Below are 3,310 nucleotides of genomic sequence, written 5' to 3'. Positions count from 1 at the left end.
CCCCCTTCGCGATCAGGGCCAGGACGACGAACACGGCAACCGTGACGCCGACGAAGATGAGATCGGGCATGGGTTCCACCAAAGTGGTTCAGGGAGCGAGGTCGCAGGCGCCCCGGAAGCCCCTCACGACGCCGACGGGAGGCCGGCACCAGGAGCAAACCAGCCACCGAGCGCCGTTTGCGCACCCCTGACGCCGTCCATACGGGCGTATCGAAAACATTGACGCAGCCTTGATGCGCGCTTCACACACCTGAGACCTGACCTTGGCCGGACCGTGCCACAACGCGCTCCGGGAACGGCGAAGGCCCCGGGAGGCCGCCCGTCCGCGCTGTTGGAAGCGGGGACGGGCGGCCTCCCGGGGCCGAGTGGAATGACCGAGAGCGGAAGCGAGCGCCTACCGCGCGGGCCTACTGGTTGGGCCTGCGGCCGTGGTTCGCCCTCTTCTTCTTACGGGCCTTCTGCTTGCGGGCGCGCTTGGACATGCCAGTTCCCCTTCCGGCGTTCTCCGATCAGCGTTCTGCAGCAGGAGCTGGCGAACGCGCGACGGCACTCCGCGATGGAGGCTTTCTGACTAACCGTCAGTCAGGGCGGACGCTCACGCACCACCCACCATTTAGTCGGCAAGCTCAGGTAATTGACGGCGGCAGCACTCCCCGTGCACGGCCTCGACGGTCGGCGCGGTGCCACCGCCCCCGCAGTACTCGCCTTTCACCAACTCTACCTCCGGCACGCAGAGTCGGACCACCGCGGCCGCCCCCGTCGGCAGCGCGCCCACCCGTCCAAGGGGTTGCGGGCATCCCGGGCGCCGCCACGCGGTCGGCCGCGCGCCAGCGGCCCGGACCGCGAGATGTGTGCGTGCTTGCGGACCGCGCGCACCGGGGTACGCAGGGTGACCGAACGCGGGCGGGCCCCGGCCACAGCACCGGGAGCCCGCCCACTGCGCGACCGGAGCGGACTTCGCGGGGAGGAAGCGCTACCGGACTGCGGCGAAGACCGCGACTGCAGCCTCCGCCCGCAGATGTGGCGGGCGGTCGTGGCGGCACGTCGAGCAGGTCATGCCCACATTCAAGTCGAGCTCGGATCGTCCGGGCAAGGATGGTTCGCCCCCTCTGACGCATCCCTGACGTCCCCTTGACGCCACGTCAGCCCTTGCTGTGTCCACGTGGTTGCGCGGGCCGCTCGGCACGACCGGTGTCACACCCTTTGCGCCGTGGCCCGGTGGGCGGCGGTGTCGGCGAGGAGGTGGGCCAGGTCGGCGGGGAGGTCGAGGTGGTGGACGATCCAGGCGGCGTCGTGGCCATGGTTGGCGAGCACCCAGGCGGTCTGCAGCCGGTTCTGCCCGGGATCGCCGGAGGCCGGGAGCAGACGGGCGATCGCCTCTGACGGGTAGCCCTCCAGAGCGTCCTCGCCGTACCACTGGCCGCCCGGTGGCGGGACGGGCAAGGTGGGGCGGCCGGCCCGCCGGGCGGCCGAGCGCCGGCTGTGCAGCACCGCCGCGACCAGCACGAACACGATGACCCAGGCCCCGAGCAGCAGGGCACCGATCAGCGGCCTGGCGTGGCTCGGGGCCAGACCGAGCACGATCACCTCGACCAGCAGCAGGGCGAGTGCGCACAGCACCACGATCCCCTCCCGCGTACGGGGGCGGAGGTACCGGGTGTGCGGGCGGATGCCCCGGGGCGGCGTGGCCCGGGAGCTGATGAGCGGCCTCATGGGAGTGCCTCCGCATTCAAGTCTCGCACCGGTCCCCGGGCACCAGCGGTACGGGGCCGGGACCGCCGCCCGGGGCCGCCGCCCGGGACCGGCGACCCCGGCGAGGGGGTTCAGGCGAGAGGATCAGGCGAGAGCTTCCTCGTCCGCGCCGCTGCTGCCGTCCTCCAGGTGCCAGTGCAGGTCGCGCACGGCGGGTTCGAGCGAGAGCCGGGAGACGACCTGCTCCAGGGCGGAGGTGACGTCGCCCGTGACCGCCACGGTCGCCCTTACGGCGGTGACCTCGCCGTGCTCGCGGTGGGCGCGCAACGCGATCGGCGCCAGCCCCGAGGCCGCGAAGGCCTGTAGCAGCAGCGCGCGAACCTGCGTCTCCGCCTTCCGCTCGCACTCCAGGTGGACGGTGGCGCGCACGGTGGTGTCGGGGTCGGTCCCGGCGAGCGGGGCCCGGTCGAGCAGCCGGCCCGCCGGACGCAGCACCAGGTGCACCCCGAGCACGGCCAGCGTCCCGAGGGCCGCCAGGTCGTACCGCCCGGAGGCGGCGAGCACGCCGACGGCGGCCGAACACCACAGGGTGGCGGCCGTGTTGAGCCCGCGCACTCCCGCGCCGTCGCGCAGGATGACGCCACCGCCGAGGAAGCCGATGCCCGAGACGACGTAGGAGGCGACCCTGGTCGGGCTGCCGCTGTCGCCGACGGCCTCGCTGTACAGCACGAACAGGGTCGCGCCGGCGGCGACCAGCGCGTTGGTGCGCAGGCCCGCCATCCGGGCCCGCCACTGGCGTTCGACGCCGATGAGCGCGCCGCAGGCGACACCGGTGGCCAGCCGGAGAACGAAGTCGGTCATGGCCAGGGTGTGCATCGATGACACCTCTTCATCGGTGATTGGACGTAGTTGACGCTACGTCAGGCCGCCACGGCCGCCAGACTCGGGTCGTACTTGTACCCGACCTGGCGGATGGTGGCGATGCTGGCACGGTGGCCCGGACCGAGCTTGCGGCGCAGCCGGGCGATGAGGGTGTTGATGGTGCGCGTGTCGCCGTTGTCGGGCCGCTCCCAGACGGCCTCCATCAGCTGGCCCCGCGAGTGCACCCGCAGCGGGTTCGCCACCAGGTGCGCGAGGAGTTCGAACTCCAGGTAGGTCAGCTCCAGGCGGCGCCCTTCGACGGTGGCGGTCCGGAACGTCTGGTCGACCACCAGCGGGGACTGCGCCGCCTGCGCGGGCTGCCCGTGGGCGGCGGGCTGCCCGTGGGCGGCGGGCGGCGCGGGGTGGTGGGGTGCAGTGTGGTGGTCCGAGAAGATGACGTTCAGCCGTGGGTAGCGCACGACCATGTCGGCCTCCTTGGCGGTACGAGTACGGGTTCGGATCAAAGCTCGGTCCCGGGGCGGTCGGCGGACGGCTGGTTCTCCCTTCCTCGGGTACGAGGGATCGGGAGGCCCATGACTGACCGGGACCACGAACGGGTGCTGCCGGGGGTGGGGGGGGGGGGGGGGGGGGGGCTCCCCCCCCCCAGGGGCAGCGGGAGAAGGGCACACCAACGAGATTCCCCAACAACAGAAGCACCGCAACCAGAAAGCGGGGGGGCGGCTCCTCCCCACCAAGC

At 72.4% G+C, this 3,310-nt stretch carries 4 protein-coding genes; all 4 read right to left on the bottom strand.

What is annotated here, in order from left to right; all coding sequences use genetic code 11:
• Positions 1 to 407: 407 nt before the first annotated feature.
• A complete protein-coding gene (locus ACZ5ON_RS02320; protein WP_465583986.1) occupies positions 408 to 482 on the bottom strand; it encodes a 50S ribosomal protein bL37 in 75 nt (24 codons plus the stop codon).
• Between the two features lie 712 nt (positions 483 to 1,194).
• Positions 1,195 to 1,713: a hypothetical protein gene (locus ACZ5ON_RS02315; RefSeq protein WP_465583904.1), complete on the bottom strand. Its 519-nt coding sequence runs from the start codon at positions 1,711 to 1,713 to the stop codon at positions 1,195 to 1,197.
• Between the two features lie 123 nt (positions 1,714 to 1,836).
• Entirely contained in the window at positions 1,837 to 2,568 is a 732-nt protein-coding gene (locus ACZ5ON_RS02310; RefSeq protein ID WP_465583901.1) for an MgtC/SapB family protein, read from the bottom strand.
• Positions 2,569 to 2,612: 44 nt separating this feature from the next.
• Positions 2,613 to 3,038 (bottom strand): winged helix-turn-helix domain-containing protein, encoded by a 426-nt coding sequence (locus tag ACZ5ON_RS02305; protein ID WP_465583898.1) that lies wholly within the window; start codon positions 3,036 to 3,038, stop codon positions 2,613 to 2,615.
• Positions 3,039 to 3,310: the final 272 nt, after the last annotated feature.

The organism is Kitasatospora sp. NPDC032150, assembly GCF_055579945.1.
The sequence above is the reverse complement of the archived record's forward strand: the minus strand, read 5'-3'. Positions and strand labels throughout refer to the sequence as shown.